Raw genomic sequence first — 19,432 nt, 5'->3', positions numbered from 1 at the left:
GAAGAAAAGAAAAGTGTAAGGAAGTGCATCAAGAAATGGGGAATACGATGGAACTCAAGACTGCAGTTGAGCAGCAGATTGTAGCCAAACAATTACTAGCTGATGGGGATACTGTTATTGTTGCAGTTTCAGGTGGACCTGACTCCGTGGCGCTGCTACATCTGCTGTTCTCACTTTCTAAAGCACATCAATGGAAGTTGATTGTTGCCCATGTGAATCATGGTTTTCGGGTTGAAGAATCCAAAGTAGAAGCGATTCAAGTGGCTGAACTTGCATATGCACTTGGGTTACCATGTGAGATCGCAGAAGTTAATGTGCCTGCCTACATTGCAGAGACATCTCTGAATCCGCAAGTGGCAGCTAGGCAGAAGCGGTATGATTTTCTTCATGATGTCGCAAGGAAATATGGTGCAGGTCATATTGCACTAGCGCATCATGCCGATGATCAAGCAGAGACGATGATGATGCGAATATTACGTGGCACAGGACCTTCAGGATTAGGTGGAATCAGGGATCAGAGAATGGATCATCAAGTGAAACTGATTCGCCCATTATTACGTATGAACAAGGAACAACTTATTTCCTACTGCCAGCAAGAGCAAATTCTATATTGCGTGGATGCTTCAAATGAATCTCGTAAATATTTTCGAAATCAAGTTCGGCTAGACATTATTCCTTTTTTGCAAAAATATAATGAAGAACTTCCACTTGCACTTGGTCGATTGGCGGAAATGATGCAAGCAGAAGAGGATTACATGCAGCAGGAGACGGAGCGAGTCCTTCAGGACATCGCTATTTTTCGTAATGATGAAGTGAGATTACCTCACCGTCGTTTCATCCAGCTCCCCCTCGCTTTACAACGACGCTTGATTAAATTAATATTAAGTTATCTTGCTTGCCCGGCCGAATGGCTAGACTTTACAAGAATTGAAATGCTTCGTGAATCCATGATTCGCGAGACCAGCCCAAATATGCGGCAGCTCATCTGTGGACATATGTTCATTGTTCGCGAATACGAACAGCTTTCTTTTATTAAAGAGTGGCGGGATACTGATTCATTCCAATATGAATGCAATCCGCTAGGTGGGGCGATATCGATTCCCGAAATTGCTTCCACATTCAAGTTTCATGTGATAGATCAACATGATAATATGCACTTAAAAGAGAGATCGTTTGTTTTGTCTTCTGCAGAACAGAAAGAAGCTTTTTTTGATTTAGACCAGCTTGAACTGCCTTTATGTATTCGTAATCGTAGAGATGGGGATCGGATTGAACCATTTGGTTTAAATGGATCGAAAAAAGTAAAAAATATGTTCATTGACGCCAAAGTGGCGCCACGTGAACGTGATCGGATTCCGCTTCTACTTGATGCAAATCAGCAGATTTTGTGGATTCCAGGCTATGGGCGATCTCGCTTTGCGGCCGTTGATTCGAACACGCGGCGTGTGCTGCATGTGATGGTGGATTCCTTCGATTAGGGGCATTCTCACACGAGCATGGAAACATGTACTCACTCATAATATGATGTAGGAGGAATACCCTTGCACAACGATATTCAAGAAGTACTTTACAGTGAAGAGGTTATTCAGAACAAAATTGCCGAACTTGGCGCTCAGCTTTCAGCGGAATATGAAGATAAGAATCCGCTTGTTATTTGCGTTCTGAAAGGCGCATTTATTTTTATGTCTGATCTTGTTAAAAAGATCACCGTTCCGCTCGAACTTGATTTTATGGCGGTATCTAGTTATGGACATTCCACAAAATCTTCAGGTGTCGTCAAAATTCTAAAAGATCTTGATGTTCCAATTGAAGGTCGTCATATCCTTATTGTCGAAGATATTATTGATAGTGGATTAACACTTAGCTACCTCATCGACGTGTTGGAGCGCAGAAATGCGAAATCCATCGCAGTTGTTGCTCTATTTGATAAGCCAGAACGTAGAACAGTTGAATTAGAGCCAGATTATAAGGGCTTCTCCATTCCGGATGCATTTATTGTTGGATATGGACTCGATTATGCTGAGAAATACAGAAATCTTCCTTATGTAGGCGTTCTTAAACCAGAGATTTATTCTAACTAAGCAGGGCAACCTACAGCTTGCAAGTAGCATTGTTGTGATGCACTTAACAGCTGTGGTAAAATAATAAAAGTGTGTCGTTTGAGAGGTGGTAGAGAATGAATCGGTTTATTAGGACTAGTGGCTTTTATTTAATTGTAGTGCTGGTAGTCGTTGGTATTGTCAGCTTTGTAAGCAATCAGAATGGGCAAACTGATCGAATGAGTTATGATAAGTTCAAAGTGGAACTGAAGAATAATAATGTGGAATCAGTAAAAGTTCAATTTGACAAGTATACCTATTTGATAAAAGGATCGTTGAAGAGCAACCATGCAACGTTCGAAACACGCGGTCCAGCAAGCGATAAAATGCTCGCTATGATTGACGATAGCGGTATCACTCAGGAGCATCTGCCGATGGAAGGCGAGAGCTTATGGCTAAGCTTCCTGACCTCAATTATTCCGCTTGTTATCATGTTTGTATTGTTCTTCTTCCTGCTTAACCAGTCGCAAGGCGGCGGTGGCAAAGTGATGAACTTTGGTAAAAGCAGAGCGCGTCTTTACAACGATGAGAAGAAGAAAGTTACTTTTGAAGATGTAGCTGGTGCTGATGAAGAGAAGCAAGAGCTTGTGGAAATCGTTGAGTTCCTCAAAGATCCGCGAAAATTCTCAGCAGTGGGTGCTCGCATTCCGAAGGGTGTCCTGCTTAACGGACCTCCAGGAACGGGTAAAACATTGCTCGCTCGTGCAGTTGCTGGTGAAGCTGGGGTTCCATTCTTCTCCATTTCCGGTTCGGACTTTGTGGAGATGTTCGTCGGTGTCGGTGCTTCCCGTGTTCGTGATTTGTTTGAGAACGCGAAGAAGAATGCACCTTGTATTATTTTTATTGATGAGATTGATGCTGTGGGTCGTCAGCGTGGTGCTGGACTTGGTGGTGGTCACGATGAACGTGAGCAAACACTCAACCAGTTGCTCGTTGAGATGGATGGTTTTGGTGCCAACGAGGGTATCATTATTATCGCAGCAACAAACCGTCCAGATATTTTAGATCCGGCTTTACTTCGTCCAGGTCGTTTTGACCGTCAAATTACGGTTGACCGCCCTGATGTTAAAGGCCGTGAAGCAGTTCTTAAAGTGCATGCACGCAATAAGCCATTGGCGGGTAATGTTAAGTTAGATACAATTGCTCGTTATACAACCGGATTTACGGGTGCTGATCTTGAGAATTTATTAAACGAATCTGCACTAATTGCAGCTCGCCGTAATCGTAAAGACATCTCAATGGAAGAGATTGAAGAAGCATTCGACCGTGTCATTGTCGGCACACAGAAGAAGAGTCGGGTTGTCTCTGAACGTGAGAAGAAGACGGTTTCCTTCCATGAAGCGGGTCATGCCGTTATTGGTTACTATGCTGAGAATGCAGAGATGGTTCATAAAGTTACAATCATTCCTCGCGGTCGTGCAGGAGGATACGTGTTAATGCTTCCTAAGGAAGGCGAAGACCGTATGCTTCAGACGAAGAGCGAATTGCTTGATAAAGTTACGGGTTTACTTGGCGGACGTGTTGCAGAAGAATTGTTCATTGGAGAAATTGGTACTGGCGCATACAGTGACTTCCAAAAGGCGACGAATATTATTCGCCGCATGATTATGGAATTTGGTATGAGTGAGAAACTGGGTCCATTACAATTTGGCTCATCACAAGGTCAAGTGTTCCTTGGACGCGATATCGGACACGAACAAAATTATAGTGATGCGATTGCTTACGAGATTGATCAAGAAATGCAAAGTATGATTCGTGCTTGTTACGATCGTGCGAAGCAAATCTTGACTGATCACTCTGCAGAAGTGCACTTGGTTGCAAATGCGTTACTCGAACGCGAAACGCTGGACAAAGATCAAATTATCGAGCTTTTGGAAAATGGGGTCATTAAGGGCGATGAATCTTCGAATGACGATATTAAAGTAACCATTGGTACACATAAAGATGCTGAGATTATCAAAGCTGCACCTGCAGTAGAATCTACCCCTGAGGCTGATCCAGAACCAGAGGTTAAGATCGAAGATAAAGAATCAGATCCGAATAAAGATCCAAAAGACGTATAATAGGAAGTCATGAACCGGACTGTGCAATCTGCACAGTCCGGTTTTGCTTGTATTCCCTAATGTATTGTGGATTGACACTAGGTGTTGGTTCCTGTAAATTAGTTGTAAATCGTATGCACTATTCTAATGCATGGATGAACAAATGTACGAGTGAATGATCGGGGGGATGATCATGGAAGCTTTAGCTTTACAGCATAAGGCAGAGCAGAATCGTGAGCTAAGAGAGCGACTTATTCAATTGAAGAAAGAGCGGAATGCAATCATATTGGCTCATTATTATCAAAGAGATGAAATACAGGAAATTGCGGACTTCCGCGGAGATTCCTTTTTGTTAGCACAAAAGGCAGCTTCGACTGATGCCGATGTCATCGTTTTTTGCGGTGTGCATTTCATGGGCGAAAGCGCCAAAATACTAGCTCCAACCAAGACAGTTATCATTCCAGATGAGCGTGCAGGTTGTCCGATGGCCGATATGGTTAACGTAGAAGGACTTCGAGCTTTGAAGCGCCAGCATCCGAATGCCAAAGTAGTTGCATATATTAATACATCAGCAGAAGTGAAGGCAGAGACAGATATTTGTTGTACTTCAGCAAACGCACTTAAAGTTGTGAATTCAGTAGATTCAGACGAAGTCATCTGGGTACCAGATAAAAATTTGGGAGACTATGTATCTAAATTCACAAACAAAAAAATGATCATTTGGGAAGGCTATTGCAACACGCACGATATGCTTACGATTAAAGATGTCGAAGAAATGAAGCGACTGCACCCTAATGCAGAGTTTGTTGTGCATCCTGAATGTCGACCTGAAGTAGTTGCAATGGGAGATTTCGTGGGTTCAACAACTGCCATTATAAAATATTGTAAAGAATCTTCTTGCCAGGAATTTATTGTAGGTACGGAAGATGGAACAGGTTATCAGCTGCGTTTTGATAGTCCAGAGAAAAAGTTCCATTTTGCAACGAAGTATTTGGTATGTCCAAATATGAAAGTGAATAATTTGAAAAAAGTGGTTAAAGCGCTCGAAACAATGAAACCGGAAATTTATGTGCCGAATCATGTGGCCGAGCAAGCCAAACAATCACTGGAGCGCATGTTACTCGTGAAGTAGCATGCGCTACTCTCTTGTTTAGAGGTGCTTATGCGATGAAGATACCTAGAACGTTAGTTGATGTCGATATAGACAATCTGCCAGTGATCGATACCGATGTGATTGTGATTGGAGCTGGTATTGCCGGATTATTTACAGCGATTAAAGCAAGTGAGACTTATCAAGTTTTGATGATTACGAAGAAGTCATTACTTGATTCAAATACGAGATACGCGCAAGGTGGAATTGCAGCGGTAATTGCAGATGATGATTCACCTGAGTATCATCTGCAAGATACATTAATGGCTGGGGCAGGTCTTTGTTCTCGTGAGGCTGTTGATGTACTAGTCCATGAAGGTCCTGATGGGGTAAAGGATCTGATTCGGATGGGAACGACCTTTGATGAAGAGAATGGCGTTCTTGCACTTACGAAAGAGGGCGCACACAGCCAACGTCGCATTCTACATGCCAATGGAGATGCAACTGGGGCTGAGATTGTTCGTGCTTTGTCTGAGAAGACGAAGAGTGATCCGAATATTACACTTTGGGACGATCATTTTGTAATTGACCTTTTGAAGAATGAATCTGGAGAATGCTACGGAGCGCTTGTGCAAAAACCAGATGGCTCGCGTGTCGTGGCTCGTGGTCAGGCAACGATTCTTTGTACAGGTGGGGCAGGTCAGCTTTATCGTTATACAACGAATCCAGATATTGCAACGGGTGACGGGATTGCGATTGCCTATCGTGCGGGGGCTTTGATTCAAGATGTCGAATTTATTCAATTTCATCCGACTTCACTTTGCTATCCAGGTGCTCCACGTTTCTTAATATCTGAAGCGGTTCGGGGTGAGGGTGCGATTCTTCGCAACATACGAGGTGAGCGCTTTATGGAGCGATATCACCCACTGCTAGAATTAGCGCCACGTGATATTGTTGCAAGAGCGATTGTTTCGGAGATGGAATTAACGAAATCGACGTATGTTTATATTGATGTAACACATGAACCGGAAGAAATGGTGAAACATCGATTCCCGACAATATATGAATTTTGCATGCGCTACGGCTTAGATCTTGCAAGTGATTGGATCCCAGTTGCTCCTGCCGCTCACTATATGATGGGTGGGGTCAAGACAGATTTGCATGGCGAAACTGCCGTACCGCGTCTTTACGCGTGTGGTGAGGTATCCTCCACTGGTGTACACGGTGCAAATCGTCTGGCGTCTAACTCGTTGTCAGAGGCCATCGTCTTTGGTCGACGAATCATTGAGCGTATCAGAACGCTTAAACCACTGGTGACTAATGGTAGTCCTGCAGCCTCTAATGAAGCTGCGTTAGAGCATGCCAGCTCACTTGATCATGCATCTGCATCTCGTAAAGAAGTTGCGCAGCAAGCTGTTGTAGAACGTAGGCTCAAGTTACAGAAAGTCATGCTGCGCTATGTGGGGCTACTTCGTACTTCGCAGACCTTGCATAAAGCAATCGACGAATTGTCCAGACAGCTTTCTTTCTTTGATACTTGTTTAACAAGACGTGAAGAATACGAGTTTGCGAACTTACTTACCTGTGCGCTGTTAACTGCGCAAGCAGCAATTCATCGAGAGGAAAGCCGTGGCGGTCATTATCGTGAGGATTTTCCAGAACCTAATAATGCCCAGTGGCAAAAACATATTGTTTTCCACAATGAGCGTGGCATGTCTGAGGAGTGGATTTTAGATGCATAATTTAAATAAGCGATTATTAGCTGAACAGATACAGCACTGGTTACAAGAGGATGTAGGAACAGGTGATGTGACTTCACTTTCTACGATTCCTGTTGCAAGTCAATCCCGAGGTATTATTCATGTAAAAGAAGACGGTATCCTAGCTGGCATCGCAGTAGCAGAAGCCGTATTCGCTGAAGTTGATTCCAGTCTGCAATTTGAGGCTCAAGCCATTGACGGTACCCAAGTAAGCAAAGGTACGGTCATTGCAACGGTTACTGGAAGCACACGGAGTATTTTGATTGGAGAGCGATTAGCCCTTAATTTACTTCAGCGTTTATCAGGGATCGCAACCAAGACACGCTCCTTTGTTGCAGCGGTAGAAGATTTACCTGTTCGTTTAGTGGATACACGGAAAACAACACCAGGGCTGCGTTTACTTGAAAAATACGCAGTGCGTATCGGCGGTGGTCATAACCACCGTTTTGGTTTGTATGATGCTGTCATGATTAAAGATAATCATATTAAAGGTGCCGGTGGCATTACAGCTGCTGTTCTGGCGGCTAGAGAAGCGATTCCACACACCATGAAAATCGAAGTGGAAGTCGAAGACTTTAAACAGTTGGAAGAGGCACTTCAAGTAGGTAGCGACATCATTATGCTTGATAACATGCCTCCTGCGCAAATGAAGGAAGCTGTAGCTCTTATTAAGAACCGAGCCCCGCATATTGTGGTGGAAGGTTCTGGATCGGTATCGCCCAAGACAATTCGAGTAATGGCAGAGACAGGTGTAGATATTATTTCTATAGGCCAGCTCACTTACTCCGTAGCAGCTTTGGACATTTCATTGGATCTTAATGAGCGGAAGGGGAACACGTTTACATGATTTTGGTTATAGATGTGGGTAATACCAATATTGTACTAGGTTTGTACAAGGAAAAGGAGCTGCTTCATCATTGGCGGATTAGTACAAACCGTTCAGCGACCGCGGATGAGTATGGGATGACGGTCTATAACTTATTCCGTTATGCAGACATAAAGTTGGAACAGATCGAAGGAGTCATCATCTCCTCCGTCGTGCCGCCACTTATGTTTGTATTAGAAAACTTATGTTTACATTATTTAAAAAAGACACCTTATATCGTTGGCCCCGGCATAAAGACGGGTCTTAACGTTAGAGTGGACAACCCCAAAGAAGTGGGCGCGGATCGCATTGTAAATGCTGTAGCTGCTCTTGAGCAATATGGATCACCATGCGTAATAGTTGACTTTGGTACAGCGACGACGTACGACTACATTGACCAAGTAGGTCAGCTCGTAGGATGTGCGATCGCTCCGGGGATCGGTATTTCCACAGAAGCTTTGTATCAACGTGCAGCTAAGTTGCCTCGAATTGAGCTTGTGAAGCCGAAAAGTGTAGTGGGTAAAAACACTGTTTCTGCGATGCAAGCTGGTATTATTTATGGTTATGTGTCACAGGTCGACGGAATTGTGGATCGAATTAAAGAGGAATTTAAGGTGGAACCTACTGTTGTTGCAACAGGAGGACTTGCTGAATTAATTGCCTCTGAGTCCCGTACGATTAACGTCGTTAATCCACTTTTAACCTTGCAAGGTTTGCAACTTATTTATGAAAAAAACGTTTAGAACATATAAGTATTAGAGGTGACTTCATTGAAAGACTACATGATTCGTGGAACGGGACTTGAAGGTAAAGTCCGCGCTTTTGCAGTATGTACAACAGCAATTACAGATGAACTCAGTCGTAGACATCAAGCTACACCAACAGTAACAGCGGCGCTTGGACGGACAGCAGCAGCCGGCTTAATGATGGGGGCGATGCTCAAAGGGGAAGAAAAACTGACGATCCAAGTACAGGGTGGTGGCCCAATTGGGCAAATCATCGTGGATACGAATGCTTATGGGGAAGTCCGCGGTTATGTATCCAACCCGACTGTTGATTTGCCACTGAATGCTCATGGTAAGTTGGATGTGGCTGGAGCAGTAGGGACAGATGGCGCTCTTTACATCATTAAAGATTTAGGTCTTAAAGAGCCGTACCGTGGCTCAACGCCGATCATTTCTGGTGAACTAGCAGAGGATTTCACATACTATTTTAGCGTATCTGAGCAGACGCCTTCTGCGGTTGCACTCGGTGTATTAGTGGATGTTGATTACTCGGTAAAAGCTGCGGGTGGTTTTATCATTCAATTAATGCCTGGCCTAACAGATGAGGAACTTACAGCAATTGAGCAGCGATTACCACAACTTCCTTCGATGACAACGATGTTAGAGCAAGGATTAACGTTGGAAGAGATTTTGACAGAAGTGCTTCCATCTTTCCGAGTGTTAGAGACGAAGGATGTTATATTTAAGTGCAAATGCTCTCGTGAGCGTGTAGAAGAATCTTTGATTTCGATTGGTAAGCAAGAACTTCAACTACTACTCGATGAAGATCAAAAGGCCGAAGTACAGTGTCATTTTTGTAATGAGATATATGCGTTTACAGGGGAAGAAATTCAGTCGATTATCGACAAATTATAGTGAAGCTGAGGCGAGCAATTAGGGGTCATGGCAAAAAGAGGAATAGGAGCAATCATCGGCGGGCTTTGTGTTTGTATAGCGGTGCTGCTGATTTTGGTGCTCAATGGCGGTGAAGCAGGGTCTTCCAACAACGGGAATCCGAAAGACTCTAAAGGAGATGTTGATTCCACCAAAGTAATTGCCAAGATCGGCGATCGCCAAATCACAATGGGAGAGATTCAGAACCAATTAATTAAACATTATGGCAATCAGATGATTAATCAAATTATAGAGCGGGAGGCCATTCGTGTAGAAGCTAGAGAAGTTGGTATAACCGTTGAGGATGATGAAATCAATCGTGAGCTGAAAATGAATAGTGAAGGTTACGAAAGTATTGAAGATTATTTTAAAGCGATGAAAGATCAACTTGGATTGTCCCAAGAGGAACTTCATGATGATGCATACTATAAGCTGCTACTGGAGCATATCGCCACACGCAGCGTTACCATCACAGATGAAGAGATTAACGAATATATGCGCACACATGCTGAAGAGTTTAAAGTACGGACGGAATATCATATACAGCAGATGATTTTAGCATCGAAAGAGCATGCCGATAAAGCGCTGAAAGAACTGAAAAAGGGACAGGATTTTTCAACAATCGTAAGAGATCGCTCCATTGATGAGACAACATCAAGCACTAATGGAGATCTAGGCTGGATATTTGAAAACGATCCTTTCGTATCGACACCGATTATGACAGCAGCTAAAAAATTAAAAAAGAACGAGTATAGTGGGATCATCTCTTTAACAAACGGTTACGCCATCATTTTACTAAAAGACAAACGTACAGAAGAAAAGGATGACCCGACAGTCGTTCGTGAAAAGATCAAAAAACAGCTAGCTCTTCAGAAAGCACCTCCACTTAAAGACGTAGTAGGTGCACTTCGCTTAAAACATAAGGCACAAATCTTGGACGGAAAGTTTCTGCCAAATTCCGAGTGATTTAGTTGACAATCTATGGAAGCCTTGATAAGATTAACTTAATAAAAACCAACTGATTTACTCGGAAATTATATAACGATATTTTTTGCGAATGCTGAGGAGGAAGATTGCAATGGCTAAGCTTGTGCAGAGCATTACTGAATTGATTGGGAATACACCGATTGTTCGTTTGAACCGTGTTGTACCTGAAGGTAGTGCAGAGGTTTATGTGAAGCTGGAGTTCCAGAACCCAGGTGCTAGCGTGAAGGATCGTATTGCGATTTCAATGATTGAAGTTGCAGAACAAGAAGGTAAGTTGAAACCCGGCGATACAATCGTAGAACCGACTAGCGGTAACACAGGAATTGGGCTTGCCATGGTTGCTGCAGCTAAAGGTTATAGAGCGATTCTTGTTATGCCGGAGACGATGAGTATGGAGCGTCGTAACTTGCTTCGTGCTTATGGTGCTGAGCTTGTTTTAACACCGGGTGCTGAGGGGATGAAAGGTGCGATTAATCGTGCTGAAGCATTGCAGGCTGAGAATCCGAGCTATTTTATTCCACAACAATTCAAGAACCAAGCGAACGTGAAAGTACATCGCGAAACGACCGGACCAGAAATCGTTGAGGCCATTAATAGCTATGATGGCAAGCTCGATGCTTTTGTAGCGGGTATCGGTACGGGTGGAACGATTACAGGAACAGGTTCTGTTTTGAAAGATAACTTCCCGAACATCAAGATTTATGCGGTTGAGCCTAGCAGCTCACCTGTACTTTCAGGTGGTAAGCCAGGTCCGCATAAGATACAAGGGATCGGCGCTGGTTTTGTACCTGACATTTTAGATACACACATTTATGATGAGATCATTGCTGTTGAGAATGATGATGCATTCGAAACATCACGTCGTGTAGCGAAAGAGGAAGGAATCCTTGGTGGCATATCTTCAGGTGCTGCGATTTATGCTGCTTTGAAAATTGCCAAAGATTTAGGTCCAGGCAAGAGAGTACTTGCCGTCGTACCTAGTAATGGCGAGCGTTATTTATCAACACCTCTTTACCATTTTGAGGATTAATTGAAACAGTAAGCTTTGATTGTTTTTACCCGAATGGGATATGACCCTTCAGCTCCTTGCTGAGGGGTTTTTAAATTTTCCAGTTTGAAGTATACTAATGGACAATCATCAAGGGTAGGCAGCAAATGGTTGTAGAGGGGAGTCAATAACAGTTGAACGTAACATCATTTGAGAAGTGGAAAGACTGGGCGAATTGTGGAAGCTACACCATGCTTCCTTTTATCATGAAAAAACAACTTGAACAAGATACCATTCCTTCTTGGGAAGAAACTTGGAAAGAAGCAGCGCCGGAATCATTTGTTTTAGAGAGTGGAAAAGGCGGCCGTTATACGATGGTTGGTTTATCACCTGCCTCCATTATTCGTGGTACGAGCGAACGTGCAGAAGTATGGGAAGAAGATGGGCATGGCGGACCGCGTAGAATCGTACTTGAGATGAATGCGCTGCATGCCGTAAAGGAATGGATGCTCCCTTATCGCTCTCCACGAGTGGAAGAAGCACCTAAGTTTATTGGAGGTTGTGTAGGCTTCTGGGGATATGATGTTGCGCGCTGTATTGAACATTTACCACAGCATGCTGCGAACGATTTACCAGTGCCTGATTTTAGTTTTGCGATGTACAATGAAGTTTGGATTGTTGATCAGGAAACTCAAGAAATATATATGGCTGTACACACAGGTCTTTCTCATGAACTTGCGCAAAATGAACTGGCACTACAAGAAGCATATCGCACAGCAGAACGTGCTGCGAACACCATGTATGAGAAATGGAATAAGCTTGTATATGCTTCACGTGCTTTTGAACACCGGAAACGGCGGGAGCAAATACTTGAGCAGAGTCATAACCGTGGCGAAGGTTTATCCATTGACGTTGAAAAACTAAGTGAGCTTACACCTGCTTTTCGTCGTGAAGATTTTGAACAAGCTGTGGAGAAAATTCAATCCTATATTGCTGCTGGAGACGTATTTCAAGTTAATTTATCCGTCAGACAGAGTCGGCCACTGCAATCCAGTGCGGAAGAGATCTACGAATGGTTACGAATGATTAACCCGTCCCCTTATATGGGACTCATGCGTTTTGGTGATTTTACACTTGCATCTGCCTCCCCGGAGCTTCTTGTTCAATTGGAAAAAGGAGTGCTCCGTACGCGTCCAATCGCGGGTACTCGTCGTCGTGGGGCTAATGCACAAGAAGATCAAAGACTTGCAGATGAGTTAATTCATAATGAAAAAGAACGTGCTGAGCACGTTATGCTTGTTGATTTAGAACGTAACGATTTAGGTCGTATTTCAGAATATGGCAGCGTGAAAGTCGATGATTTTATGGTAATTGAGTATTACTCCCATGTCATGCATATTGTGTCACAGGTAGAAGGCAAGATTGCAGCAGGGAAAAATGCATTTGACGCCATAGCAGCTACATTTCCGGGAGGTACAATTACAGGTGCACCAAAAGTTCGAACAATGGAAATCATTGAAGAACTAGAACCTGTCCGTCGAGGACCGTATACAGGTGCGATGGGGTGGATTGACTATAACGGAGATATGGAATTTAATATAATTATACGTACATTGGTCGCTGCGCAAGGAATAGGACACGTGCAAGCAGGAGCAGGTATCGTAATCGATTCAGTGCCAAGCCGAGAATACAAGGAATCACTTAACAAGGCTAAGGCAGTATGGAAAGCAATTGAGTTTAGTGAGCAAGAATTGAGCAGAGCGTAGTGTAGTTAGACCTTCATCCTAAAAAGGGAAAAGGTAAGAGCAGAGGAGGAGCCAAAATGATTTTAGTCATTGATAATTATGATTCATTTACTTACAACCTGGTTCAATATTTAGGGGAGCTCGGGGAAGAGATTGTGGTAAGGCGAAATGATGAAATCGACATTGCCGGTATTGAGGCTTTAAAGCCAGATCACATTTTACTATCACCAGGGCCTTGTACACCGAATGAAGCCGGCGTTTGTTTGTCTGTTGTGGATCATTTTAAAGGCAGAATTCCGATCATGGGGGTGTGCCTTGGTCATCAGACGATTGGTCAAGCATTTGGTGGAGAAGTGGTACGTGCTGCTAACTTGATGCATGGCAAGACATCGCCTATTCATCATGATGGGTTAACGATTTTCAATGAAATACCTGTCCCTTTTACAGCTACTCGATATCATTCCTTGATTGTCGGTAAAGAGACATTACCAGAATGTCTTGAAGTCAGTGCATGGACAGACGAGGGTGAGATCATGGGCTTGCGTCATAAAGAGTATGCCATTGAAGGCGTACAATTCCATCCAGAATCCATCATTACCGATCATGGATTACAGCTGCTTCGTAATTTTTTACGTGTGAAGGAGAAAGAAGTGCTCGGATGAAGATAAGTTTAAATGGTCGTTTCGTTGATGATCAAGAAGCCGTGATCTCCATTTATGATCACGGTTTTCTTTACGGTATGGGTTTGTTTGAAACATTTCGCACCTACGGTGGTCAACCCTTTTTATTAGAGAAACATCTTCAGCGTTTAGCTTCAAGTTGTGAAGAGATGGGAATTCGCTTTAAACCAAATGTTAACCATGTAAATGAGTTGGTAAAAAACTTATTGCTGGCAAATGGCCTTAAAGATGCTTATTTTCGATACACGATAACCGCAGGTGACGATATATTAGGTTTGCCAGGGCAATTGTACGAGCAGCCCAAAGAGATTATGTATGTGAAAGAATTACCACCGCGTAACCAAAGAATCGTTCATGATGGCAAGGCGCTACAGCTGCTGCAATTAAGACGGAATACACCTGAAGGTGCTGTTCGCTTTAAGTCCCTACACTATATGAATAATATTTTAGCCAAACGTGAAATGCTTCAATATCCTCAGGTTGCAGCGGCACAAGCAGAAGGCCTTATGCTAACAGCAGACGGGTATATAGCTGAGGGTATTGTTTCTAATATATTTTTTGTGGCCCAAGGGAAACTTTGTACGCCTTCACTCGTTACCGGTATTTTACCGGGTATTACGCGTCAATTCATATTAAAAATAGCACATGAAGCGGGAATAGCTATTGAAGAAGGCTTGTACACATGGGAAGAACTTCAGTGTGCGGATGAAGTATTCTTGACGAACTCGATTCAGGAAATTTCACCTGTATATACATTGCTTTTTCCAGACGGGACAGATTGTTCATTAAACTCAACTACAAAGGGTCCGGGACCTATTACACAGCTATTATTGAATGTGTATCAACAATGTATAGGAAGTGAAGCATGATTCGTACATTAAGTTACCATAATCAAGATTTGGAATTAGGGCGTAGAACGCTTATTATGGGTATTTTGAATGTAACGCCAGATTCATTTTCAGATGGAGGATCATACGTTACAGTGGAGACAGCCTTGAAGCGGGCGAAGGAAATGATTGCTGAAGGGGCAGACATTATTGATATTGGGGGAGAATCGACGCGCCCTGGATCAGAAGAAGTTGGACAAGAAGAGGAATTACGACGAGTAATACCTGTTATTCAAGCGATATCTAGTGAGCTTTCCGTTCCAATATCAATTGATACTTATAAAGCAGAAGTAGCAGATCAAGCCCTTCATGCCGGGGCAGCCATAATTAATGATGTTTGGGGTTTTAAGCGTGATCCTTTGATGGCAACGGTTGCTGCAAAGCATCGTTGTCCTGTGATATTAATGCATAACCGTGAGCAGATTGATTATGTCGATTATCTGCAGGATGTAGCAAAAGACTTGCTAGAGAGTATCGCAATTGCGCATGCTGCGGGTGTAGATGACAACCAAATTATACTTGACCCTGGTATTGGATTTGCCAAGACACAAGAGCAGAATTTGCTGCTTATGAATCATCTGCAAGATTTGACGAGGCTCGGATATCCAATCTTGCTAGGCACCTCGCGTAAGCGAATGATTCGTAACACACTTGGTGGTTTACCGCCTGAGGATGTTGTCGAAGGCACGGCAGCTACTGTTGCGCTTGGTATTGCACAAGGTTGTGATGTGATGCGTGTACATGATGTAAAAGCAATGAAGCGTGTGGCTGTTATGACAGATGCCATCGTAAGAATGCAACCTGAACTCATATAGGAGGCTTTAACTTGGATAAAATCATACTAACCAGAATGGAATTTTACGGCTATCACGGTGTAATTCCACAAGAAAATGTACTTGGGCAACGTTATTATGTTGATGTAGAAATGGTATTCCCATTGCACAAAGCTGGCTTAAACGATGACATTGAACAGTCCGTTAATTATGCGGAAGCCTATGAACATATCAAGCAGGTTGTACAAGGGGAACCTTTTAAGCTAATTGAAGCACTCGCTGAATGCATTGCATCCCGTTTGTTGCATACTTATACTATCATTAACGAGGTAACCGTGCGTGTCATTAAACCTCATCCACCTTTTGATATTCACTTCCAAGGTGTTACAGTAGAGATTACACGCAGCCGGGAGACGATTGCCAATGACTAGTGAAGCGTCCATAGCCTATATTGCACTAGGCTCAAATATGGGAGACCGTAATGGCTTCCTGCAGCAAGCAATGGAATGCCTTGAACAAGATCAGCAAATTACACTGGCTGCTCGCTCATCCATTTATGAGACAGAGCCTGTTGGATATACGGATCAGGATGCATTTTTAAATATGGTCATAGCTGTACGAACTTCCCTCACACCTCATGAATTGCTGCACACGATGTTAAACATCGAATTGAAACTTGGGCGTACACGTGAGATTCATTGGGGACCGCGAACATTAGATCTTGATCTATTGGTATATGGTGAGGAAAAGATACATTCGGAAGATCTCCATCTTCCTCATCCGCGAATGGAGGAAAGAGCATTTGTCATGATTCCGTTCGTTGAAGTCGCAACCCAATGTATGTCTAATCAAGAGCGTTTGACTAAGCTTGCGAACATACTAGAAGGTTTGGATGGAAAGGAAGGCGTCATGTTATGGAGAAAAGCTCATTAGCACAGCGCATACGCGCTTTTCGTAAATTAAAAGGATATACACAAGTGGAGTTGGCTGATTTACTTGGGGTTTCTATTGCAGTTCTTGGCGCAATTGAGCGTGGAGCGAAGAAACCAGATCATAAGATGCTAAGTCGCATATCAAGCGTGCTTCAAGTTGAAGTAGAGGAATTGCAAGTGCCAATGGCACAAACGGTAGAAAGAGGGTAAAGCAAATGCTTAAAATAGGAAATATTGAAGTACCAAACCAAGTCGTTCTTGCACCAATGGCGGGAGTGTGTAATCCTGCGTTTCGTTTAATTGCAAAAGAGTTTGGTTGCGGCCTGGTCTGTGCAGAGATGGTAAGTGATAAAGCAATTTTACATGGAAACGAACGTTCACTAGAGATGTTGTATGTGGATGATCGCGAAAAGCCGCTGTCTTTGCAAATTTTCGGTGGAGATACAGATACATTAGTAGAGGCTGCTAAAATTGTCGATCAACAGACAAATGCAGACATTATTGATATTAATATGGGTTGTCCAGTACCTAAGATTGTAAAATCGGATGCTGGCGCACGTTGGCTGCTTCGTCCTGACAAGATCGAGGAGATGATCCGTACCGTCTCAGGGTCGGTTAGCAAACCTGTAACGGTTAAGATGCGTATCGGTTGGGATAGTGACCACATCTATGTATTGGAAAATGCGAAAGCTGTTGAACGTGGCGGCGGTGCAGCTGTGTCTGTTCATGGTCGTACGCGTGAGCAAATGTACACAGGCGTCGCAGATTGGGACATTATTCGCCAAGTTAAAGAGACTGTTTCAATTCCGGTTATCGGTAATGGCGATGTGAATACCCCTGAGGATGCAAGACGTATGCTGGATCAAACGGGTTGTGATGGCGTTATGATCGGTCGTGCTGCACTGGGTAACCCATGGATGTTGTATCGTACTGTACAATACTTGTCTAATGGTGAACTTCCAGCAGATCCGACGGCTGAGGAGAAAATGCGCATTGCGATTTTGCATATGGACCGACTCATTGCACTTAAGACGGAGCGGGTAGCTGTAAAGGAAATGCGTAAGCATCTAGCATGGTATCTCAAAGGAATGCGTGGGGCAGCTAGGGTGAAAGATGCGATTATGGAAGAAACGACAAGATCAGGTATGGTTAGCATTTTGGAGCGTTATATTGCTTCTGGAGAAGCCGATGTAACCGCGGAAAATGACGAAGCAAAGAGCATGGTGCAGTAAGGCGCTTTCATTGACTTTTTGAATTCATTGCAATATAATCAGTCAATAGTTAGCAATTCCCAACATTTGTTGGTAAATCTGCCCCGCGGGATTATATCCGTGAGGCGGGATTTTATGCGTTTAAATTTATACTTCCAGAGAACCCACGTCTATGACAAGTCATCAGGAGATGCCTTCGTAATATATTAGGATAAAGTGAGTTCATTCGTTAAGCGATTGGAAAAATATTCACATGACGGGAGATTGGATGAAATGAGCGAGAAAGAGGTCCTTCTTACGCAAAGCGGGTTAAAAAAACTTGAGGAAGAGCTTGAATACCTTAAGTCTGTTAAACGCCGCGAAGTAGCGGAGCGAATCAAAGTAGCAATCGGCTATGGCGATATTAGTGAAAACTCCGAATACGAAGATGCGAAGAACGAGCAAGCTTTTGTTGAGGGTAAAGTCTTGACTCTCGAGAAGATGCTTCGTAATGCTCGAATCATTAATAATGATGAAGTGGATACGAGTAAAGTGAGCGTAGGCTCCATTGTGACGCTTAAAGATATGGAGTTTGGCGATACGGTTGAATACACAATTGTAGGTACCGCAGAATCAGATCCTTTTAATAGTAAGATTTCGAATGAAAGTCCAGTTGGTAAAGCAATTATGGGTAAGCAAATAGGTGATCGTGTTGATGTTCAAGTACCTGTAGGTGCAATCCAATACGAAATTTTAGATATTAAAAAATAAGGTATTTTTCATGACATAAGATGTGCTTTGAAAAGCTTCCTCTGGAAGCTTTTTCCGCTTAAATCGCTATTTTTTTAGATGCTGTTAAGGAGATGATCATGATGAGTGAAGAAGTAGTGGAGCTTAATGAATTGCTGCAGATTAGACGTAACAAATTGGATGAACTTCGTGGGATGGGAATCGATCCATTTGGAGACAAATTCGACCGTACGCATCATGCAGCAGAAGTGCTTAAAGCATATGATGATGTAAGTAAGGAAGACCTTGATGCACAAGCGAATGAAGTTAGTCTTGCAGGTCGTATTATGCAAAAAAGAGCGATGGGTAAGGCAAGCTTTGCTCATTTGCAAGACATCACAGGTAAAATCCAAATCTACGTGCGTGAAGATGCGGTAGGCGATGTGAAATACAGCGCATTTGATCTACTTGATCTTGGTGATATGGTTGGTGTAAAAGGTACTGTTTTCAAAACAAAAACAGGTGAAACTTCCGTTAAAGTAAAAGAAATTGAAGTTCTAACGAAATCACTTCTTCCTTTGCCTGAAAAATATCATGGACTCAAAGATGTAGAGCTTCGTTACCGTCAACGTTATGTTGATTTAATTATGAACCAAGATGTACAACAAACGTTTATTACGCGTTCTAAAATTATTCAATCTATGCGTCGTTATTTAGATAACAACGGTTATCTAGAGGTGGAAACGCCAACACTTCATGCAATTGCTGGTGGTGCTGCTGCTCGTCCATTCATTACGCATCACAATGCGTTGGACATGCAGTTATACATGCGTATCGCAATTGAGCTTCATTTGAAGCGTCTAATTGTTGGTGGTATGGAGAAAGTGTATGAAATCGGTCGTGTTTACCGTAACGAGGGGATTTCAACGCGTCACAATCCAGAATTCACGATGATCGAGTTGTATGAAGCATACGCAGATTATAAAGATATCATGAGATTGACGGAG

General features: G+C 43.0%; 20 protein-coding genes (1 of these 20 running past the window's edge). All 20 read left to right on the top strand.

Annotated features, from left to right (window positions below):
- Positions 1-35: 35 nt before the first annotated feature.
- Positions 36-1,478, top strand: a complete 1,443-nt coding sequence (tilS, locus tag ACSBOP_RS19135; protein WP_442602082.1) for a tRNA lysidine(34) synthetase TilS — start codon at positions 36-38, stop codon at positions 1,476-1,478.
- 63 nt (positions 1,479-1,541) lie between these two features.
- Positions 1,542-2,081: a hypoxanthine phosphoribosyltransferase gene (gene hpt / locus ACSBOP_RS19130; protein WP_442602081.1), complete on the top strand. Its 540-nt coding sequence runs from the start codon at positions 1,542-1,544 to the stop codon at positions 2,079-2,081.
- A gap of 95 nt (positions 2,082-2,176) precedes the next feature.
- A complete protein-coding gene (ftsH, locus tag ACSBOP_RS19125) occupies positions 2,177-4,162 on the top strand; it encodes an ATP-dependent zinc metalloprotease FtsH (protein WP_442602080.1) in 1,986 nt (661 codons plus the stop codon).
- A gap of 172 nt (positions 4,163-4,334) precedes the next feature.
- Complete coding sequence (gene nadA, locus ACSBOP_RS19120) at positions 4,335-5,273, top strand: quinolinate synthase NadA (RefSeq protein WP_442602079.1); 939 nt, start codon at positions 4,335-4,337, stop codon at positions 5,271-5,273.
- A gap of 35 nt (positions 5,274-5,308) precedes the next feature.
- A complete protein-coding gene (gene nadB / locus ACSBOP_RS19115; protein ID WP_442602078.1) occupies positions 5,309-6,973 on the top strand; it encodes an L-aspartate oxidase in 1,665 nt (554 codons plus the stop codon).
- The gene (nadC, locus tag ACSBOP_RS19110; protein WP_442602077.1) at positions 6,966-7,838 is read left to right on the top strand and encodes a carboxylating nicotinate-nucleotide diphosphorylase; all 873 of its coding nucleotides are present in this window, start codon (positions 6,966-6,968) and stop codon (positions 7,836-7,838) included. The genes nadB and nadC overlap by 8 nt, the downstream gene beginning before the upstream one ends.
- Positions 7,835-8,599 carry a type III pantothenate kinase gene (locus tag ACSBOP_RS19105; RefSeq protein WP_442602076.1) on the top strand — a complete coding sequence of 255 codons (765 nt, stop codon included), beginning with the start codon at positions 7,835-7,837 and terminating at the stop codon, positions 8,597-8,599. The genes nadC and ACSBOP_RS19105 overlap by 4 nt, the downstream gene beginning before the upstream one ends.
- 27 nt (positions 8,600-8,626) lie before the next feature.
- The gene (gene hslO / locus ACSBOP_RS19100) at positions 8,627-9,496 is read left to right on the top strand and encodes an Hsp33 family molecular chaperone HslO (RefSeq protein WP_442602075.1); all 870 of its coding nucleotides are present in this window, start codon (positions 8,627-8,629) and stop codon (positions 9,494-9,496) included.
- A 27-nt stretch (positions 9,497-9,523) separates the two neighbouring features.
- Complete coding sequence (locus tag ACSBOP_RS19095) at positions 9,524-10,480, top strand: peptidylprolyl isomerase (protein ID WP_442602074.1); 957 nt, start codon at positions 9,524-9,526, stop codon at positions 10,478-10,480.
- Positions 10,481-10,592: 112 nt separating this feature from the next.
- Positions 10,593-11,531, top strand: a complete 939-nt coding sequence (cysK, locus tag ACSBOP_RS19090; RefSeq protein WP_442602073.1) for a cysteine synthase A — start codon at positions 10,593-10,595, stop codon at positions 11,529-11,531.
- Positions 11,532-11,683: 152 nt separating this feature from the next.
- Positions 11,684-13,255, top strand: coding sequence for an anthranilate synthase component I family protein (locus ACSBOP_RS19085; protein WP_442602072.1), 1,572 nt, complete (start codon positions 11,684-11,686; stop codon positions 13,253-13,255).
- A gap of 56 nt (positions 13,256-13,311) precedes the next feature.
- Positions 13,312-13,896: an aminodeoxychorismate/anthranilate synthase component II gene (gene pabA, locus ACSBOP_RS19080; protein ID WP_442602071.1), complete on the top strand. Its 585-nt coding sequence runs from the start codon at positions 13,312-13,314 to the stop codon at positions 13,894-13,896.
- Entirely contained in the window at positions 13,893-14,783 is an 891-nt protein-coding gene (gene pabC / locus ACSBOP_RS19075) for an aminodeoxychorismate lyase (protein WP_442602070.1), read from the top strand. Before pabA ends, pabC begins: the two co-directional genes overlap by 4 nt.
- Entirely contained in the window at positions 14,780-15,616 is an 837-nt protein-coding gene (gene folP, locus ACSBOP_RS19070; RefSeq protein ID WP_442602069.1) for a dihydropteroate synthase, read from the top strand. Before pabC ends, folP begins: the two co-directional genes overlap by 4 nt.
- An 11-nt stretch (positions 15,617-15,627) precedes the next feature.
- Positions 15,628-16,005 (top strand): dihydroneopterin aldolase, encoded by a 378-nt coding sequence (gene folB, locus ACSBOP_RS19065; protein WP_442602068.1) that lies wholly within the window; start codon positions 15,628-15,630, stop codon positions 16,003-16,005.
- On the top strand, positions 15,998-16,507 hold the full coding sequence (gene folK, locus ACSBOP_RS19060; RefSeq protein WP_442602067.1) for a 2-amino-4-hydroxy-6-hydroxymethyldihydropteridine diphosphokinase: 510 nt from the start codon (positions 15,998-16,000) through the stop codon (positions 16,505-16,507). The genes folB and folK overlap by 8 nt, the downstream gene beginning before the upstream one ends.
- Positions 16,489-16,716: a helix-turn-helix domain-containing protein gene (locus ACSBOP_RS19055; protein WP_442602066.1), complete on the top strand. Its 228-nt coding sequence runs from the start codon at positions 16,489-16,491 to the stop codon at positions 16,714-16,716. Before folK ends, ACSBOP_RS19055 begins: the two co-directional genes overlap by 19 nt.
- 5 nt (positions 16,717-16,721) lie before the next feature.
- The gene (gene dusB / locus ACSBOP_RS19050; RefSeq protein WP_442602065.1) at positions 16,722-17,738 is read left to right on the top strand and encodes a tRNA dihydrouridine synthase DusB; all 1,017 of its coding nucleotides are present in this window, start codon (positions 16,722-16,724) and stop codon (positions 17,736-17,738) included.
- Positions 17,739-17,990: 252 nt separating this feature from the next.
- A complete protein-coding gene (greA, locus tag ACSBOP_RS19045) occupies positions 17,991-18,467 on the top strand; it encodes a transcription elongation factor GreA (RefSeq protein WP_442602064.1) in 477 nt (158 codons plus the stop codon).
- Positions 18,468-18,568: 101 nt separating this feature from the next.
- Positions 18,569-19,432, top strand: partial view of a lysine--tRNA ligase gene (lysS, locus tag ACSBOP_RS19040; protein WP_442604531.1) — the 5' portion only. 639 nt of this gene lie beyond the right edge of the window; only the first 864 of its 1,503 coding nucleotides appear in the window; its start codon is at positions 18,569-18,571; its stop codon lies off the right edge, out of view.

Source organism: Paenibacillus sp. KN14-4R (assembly GCF_052180255.1).
Lineage (GTDB): Bacteria > Bacillota > Bacilli > Paenibacillales > NBRC-103111 > Paenibacillus_AM.
The sequence above is the reverse complement of the archived record's forward strand: the minus strand, read 5'-3'. Positions and strand labels throughout refer to the sequence as shown.

Coding starts and splice junctions, on each gene's coding strand:
- tilS (WP_442602082.1), top strand. CDS start 36: ATGGGGAATACGATGGAACTCAAGACTGCAGTTGAGCAGCAGATTGTA.
- ftsH (WP_442602080.1), top strand. CDS start 2,177: ATGAATCGGTTTATTAGGACTAGTGGCTTTTATTTAATTGTAGTGCTG.
- nadA (WP_442602079.1), top strand. CDS start 4,335: ATGGAAGCTTTAGCTTTACAGCATAAGGCAGAGCAGAATCGTGAGCTA.
- nadB (WP_442602078.1), top strand. CDS start 5,309: ATGAAGATACCTAGAACGTTAGTTGATGTCGATATAGACAATCTGCCA.
- nadC (WP_442602077.1), top strand. CDS start 6,966: ATGCATAATTTAAATAAGCGATTATTAGCTGAACAGATACAGCACTGG.
- ACSBOP_RS19105 (WP_442602076.1), top strand. CDS start 7,835: ATGATTTTGGTTATAGATGTGGGTAATACCAATATTGTACTAGGTTTG.
- ACSBOP_RS19095 (WP_442602074.1), top strand. CDS start 9,524: ATGGCAAAAAGAGGAATAGGAGCAATCATCGGCGGGCTTTGTGTTTGT.
- cysK (WP_442602073.1), top strand. CDS start 10,593: ATGGCTAAGCTTGTGCAGAGCATTACTGAATTGATTGGGAATACACCG.
- pabA (WP_442602071.1), top strand. CDS start 13,312: ATGATTTTAGTCATTGATAATTATGATTCATTTACTTACAACCTGGTT.
- pabC (WP_442602070.1), top strand. CDS start 13,893: ATGAAGATAAGTTTAAATGGTCGTTTCGTTGATGATCAAGAAGCCGTG.
- folP (WP_442602069.1), top strand. CDS start 14,780: ATGATTCGTACATTAAGTTACCATAATCAAGATTTGGAATTAGGGCGT.
- folK (WP_442602067.1), top strand. CDS start 15,998: ATGACTAGTGAAGCGTCCATAGCCTATATTGCACTAGGCTCAAATATG.
- ACSBOP_RS19055 (WP_442602066.1), top strand. CDS start 16,489: ATGGAGAAAAGCTCATTAGCACAGCGCATACGCGCTTTTCGTAAATTA.
- dusB (WP_442602065.1), top strand. CDS start 16,722: ATGCTTAAAATAGGAAATATTGAAGTACCAAACCAAGTCGTTCTTGCA.
- greA (WP_442602064.1), top strand. CDS start 17,991: ATGAGCGAGAAAGAGGTCCTTCTTACGCAAAGCGGGTTAAAAAAACTT.